This window comes from Escherichia sp. MOD1-EC7011, assembly GCF_002965005.1.
Classification (GTDB): domain Bacteria; phylum Pseudomonadota; class Gammaproteobacteria; order Enterobacterales; family Enterobacteriaceae; genus Escherichia; species Escherichia ruysiae.
Genome location: NZ_PTRD01000012.1, coordinates 1 through 4063 on the forward strand (window position 1 = coordinate 1; position 4063 = coordinate 4063).

3 protein-coding genes are annotated in these 4063 nt (G+C 51.6%); 2 read left to right on the top strand and 1 reads right to left on the bottom strand.

The genetic code is table 11. From position 1 onward, the window contains the following. Positions 1 to 100 precede the first annotated feature (100 nt). The gene (gene mobQ / locus A7098_RS06170) at positions 101 to 2260 is read right to left on the bottom strand and encodes a MobQ family relaxase (RefSeq protein WP_105280508.1); all 2160 of its coding nucleotides are present in this window, start codon (positions 2258 to 2260) and stop codon (positions 101 to 103) included. A gap of 178 nt (positions 2261 to 2438) precedes the next feature. On the opposite strand from mobQ, the gene mobC reads away from it, so the two are divergent. Beyond that, entirely contained in the window at positions 2439 to 2693 is a 255-nt protein-coding gene (gene mobC, locus A7098_RS06175; RefSeq protein WP_000091746.1) for a relaxase accessory protein MobC, read from the top strand. Between the two features lie 532 nt (positions 2694 to 3225). Continuing rightward, a complete protein-coding gene (locus A7098_RS06185; RefSeq protein WP_001281395.1) occupies positions 3226 to 3927 on the top strand; it encodes a replication initiation protein in 702 nt (233 codons plus the stop codon). Positions 3928 to 4063 lie beyond the last annotated feature (136 nt).

Consider the following 4063-nt stretch of genomic DNA (forward strand, 5'->3'; position numbering starts at 1 on the left):
CTATGCTTGCGTTATGTGAGTGTGCTTCTTGCATTCATCCCTGTCGATGAACATCGAAGAACATAACACGATGTTAAACAAAACAAAATATTGTTCACATTCACTGTGACCAACCGCGATCATGTCTCCTCTCGGTGGTGTGTGTTCGTGCATCTTCCTCGCGCTGCCATTCCTCCCAGGTACGATTAAAACCCAGCGAGCGGAACAGATGATCCGGCTGTTTTTCTGGTGTGTTGACGGCAGCAAAAAGCGGTGCCTCACGGGTTTTCAGATGAAACTGCATCAGTTCTGGTGCAGGTGATATGTGGCTGTCTGCATCGTGATTTACGGCAACACCATATCCTGCATACCGTAACCCCTTATCGGTCAGCGCACTGATGACCAGATGCCTGTTATCGGCTGAGGGAACGGCAAACGCGGGATACAGCGTACCATTAAGCCGGATAACACCGCCCAGAGAGTCATCCACGCCCATGACCAGCAAAAGCTGAAGCTGACGGTTTTCCCGGTCGACAGAACTCATGACCGGCATCAGCGTCGGTGGCAGACGTCCCTGCATAAAATCCACCTTCCTTGCCGCTGGTGATGGCATGGCTGGCTGGCGGTCTTCTCCAAGACAGAAAGACTCCGGCCATGTCTTCGGCTGGCGGAGATTGCGGGTATGTTGCGGCCATGTCTGGCAAACCTGCGTCAGCAGTTGCTCAAAGGTCGCAGAGGAATAAACACGTTGCAGTGGCGGACGTTGGCCGATTTCGCTTCGGTCACAGATATAACCACTCCTGTCACGCATTAAATCAACACTCTCAAAGATTCTGGCGCGGTATTTCTCCAGTTCGTTCCCCCAGAGCGTATATTCTCCGCTCCTGTTGTGAAGCAGAAGGTAACAGGTCATTTCCCCGTTACCAGGCATGGGGGCCTCGCCATACCCCGTAACGACTGCGCTCAGTACCCCTGAATCTATAACGGCATTGTCATTTTTCCTGAGCTGTTCCGCTCGTCGCTCCGCGCGACTACGTTCTGTATCCTCCAGCTCCTTCCGGCGCAATTCCTCTTCACGTTTAAGCAACTGGGCTCTGAGAGCTGCAAGGCCGGATTCCCCCCACTGCTGCCACTGTGTTTCAAATGCCGTCTGACTCGCGGGAATGTCCTGTTTCTCCACCTTCCGGTAATGCTGTCGCAATTTTTCCATTTGCTGGCTCAGAGACTGGATTTTTCCCTGCTCACTACGGTATTCCGGTGCCGCCCATTGCATCAGGGGAATACGGGAAAAACCGGACGAAAACGGCGATGATTTTTTCAGGCTGGCAGCATGGCTCATCGCTTCCTTTCGTTCGGTGTTCAGCTCTTCCCAGCGTCTGCGCGTCGCCTGCATATCTGCCATCATCGACATGGCATTACTGGTGAGTTTCCATGCCGCGTTACTGTCCTTCGGCAACGCTTCGATGATGTCATGCAGTGTGTACGAAGTTGCGTTGTCAGGAAGCACGATATTCAGAAGGTCAGCCACACGGCGGGCAGGCTCTGTCAGCCCGCTGTTCCTGAGTTCGGTGCGGGAAATCTGTATTTCCAGGTTAAGCCTGTTAATCAGACGATTCTGTTCGCCGCGTTCTGTTTCGATACCGCGTGTTTCCATCGCACAGGCAGACTTTCCGAGGTGAATACCAGGCGTTTTCTCAAGCCCCTGTCGCTCGTATGAACGATGGTCTATCTCTTCCTGATAACCGGCGTTCGCCAGTGCCCTGTTTGCATGGTCAGCCCATGATGCCCGCCACGTCTCGGCATGTGTCCGGTCGTTCCAGTCCCTGACCTTTCCGCTGAACCCAGCAGGTCCGATAGCCCTCGTGGTCAGCATGATGTGCGCATGGGGATTTGTTTTATCCATGTGATGGAACGCCACATCAGCAATCATGCCCTGACTGACAAAGTTTTCTCTGACAAAGGCGAGAACGGTTTCCCGTGCGGCATCCTGCGGCAGTTCGTGGGGGATGGCGAGTTCAATTTCCCGCGCAAGTTGTGAGTTCTTCCGGCGTTCGGCCTTCTCAACGGCATTCCAGAGTTCGGCACGGTTCGTACACCAGGCAGGGGCTGTCGCGGGGGTCAGAATCACAGCCTCAGCCACACCGCTTTTGCGGGTGTAGTCGTGAGTCAGTCCGGTACGCTCATCAAGCATCAGTGAACCGGAACGATAGGCAGCGGAAGCTACGGCGCTGTAACCGCTGCTTCTGGAGATAATTTTCATGCTGAGATGATAAATCGCCATTTCTGCCGTAATGCCTTTTTGTAGTTTTCTTTCAGCCCCGCAGGGCGCACACAATCGAAACGGAGTGGAGATTGTATAAGTGCGCACTTCGTGATTTGCCGTGCATTATGCCAGCTCAGTTTTTAAACTACCAGTGACGCGCTAAAATGCGATTTTTCATCGCGCACGGAGTTACATCATGAGCAGAACGCTCGAACAGAAGATTGCTGATGCTGAGGCGAGATTACAGCGCCTGAAGGCGAAGAGCCGGAGCCTGGACACAGCGCAGAAGGTTGTTGTGGGTGCTGCATTGCTGGCAAAGGTCAGAAAGCCGGAGGAGGTGCAGTTGCGTGCCTGGTTACTCCAGTTCCTGAAGGCAGAGGTGACACGACAGGCTGATGTGACGCGCATACTGCCGCTGATTAACGAGCTGGAGGCGCTGCCAGAACAGTGATTGTATCGTCCGCTCGCCGCAGCCCCAGCGACCGAGCGTTAGCGAGCGAGTGGGCGAGGAAGCGGAAGTGAATCAGTCGCCAGGTTGAGCACATACGCACGGTTTTTCGGCAGGTGATATGCGCTGAACCCGCATGAATACTGGGTTTCCACAGGGTTGGAGGGGGTGTATTCGAAACTTGCAATTCTGCTTTATTGCAACTCATTGTTTTTATTGGTTTTTTGTTTTCAGCACCCCAAGTTATCCACAGGCTCGCCGTTAAGTTTTTAAGATCTTATTTTTAGATCTTTTTTTTAAAACCTTTTTAGGTCTTGTAACACCATGATTTTAAAGATGTTCTGGCAAGATAAGTGGAGCTTTTGGGGGTGAAAGGTGGAGCTTTTGGGGGTGAAAGGTGGAGCTTTTGGGGGTGAAAGGTGGAGCTTTTGGGGGTGTAATCCACAGAAAAAGGGGGTTGCAAAAAAAAAACTTCCACCCATATGATAAGTGGCGTACAGTAAAAAAACGCCACCAATAGCAACGAGCAAGCGAAATGTCAGATCTGATAGCTTACAAATCAAACGCCCTTATCGAGGCAAGCTACAAGCTCACTTTGCAGGAACAGCGCTTCCTGCTGGTCTGTATCAGCCGCCTGAAATCCGGAGAAGATTCCCCTTCGCCGGATGAACAAAAAACCATGACCATCACGGCTGCAGAGTTTCATGATGCCTTTCCTGACATGGGACGGCAGCACGCTGAAGCTAGGCTCAAGGAAGCGATAGATCGCCTCTGGGACAGGTCAGTAATCATCAAGAACGAGGAAAAACGAGAAGAGTTCCGCTGGGTGCAGTACCGGGCGCAGTATTTCAAAGGTGAGGCGAAAGTAGATATCACCTTCTCCGATGCCATCATGCCGTATCTGACACAGCTCAAGGGGCAGTTTACGCGGGTAGTCGTGAAGAACGTCTCCAGCCTTTCCAGCACCTACAGCATCCGCATTTACGAGCTGCTCCAGCAGTTCCGCAGCACCGGTGACAGAACGATAGCTATCGATGATTTCCGAACCATGCTTGCCGTTGAAGATAAATATCAACAATTCAAAGACTTGAATAAGATGATAATCAAGCCAGCCATCGCCGAACTGAACGAAAAAAGCGATCTGGTTGTAACTGTTGAGACGATCAAAAAGGGGCGCACGGTTGTAGCCCTGCATTTTCGCTTCAAGGAAGACAAACAGATCAAGATGACGATCTAAAATCGATTTTAAGGCACCTAAAACGCTCCCTGCTGCGTTTTTTTTGTGTTAGTAGTGCGAAGGTACTATTGAAGTGAAAAATTGCGTCAAAACCGTTATGTGAGTGTGCTTCTTGCATTCATCCCTGTCGATGAAC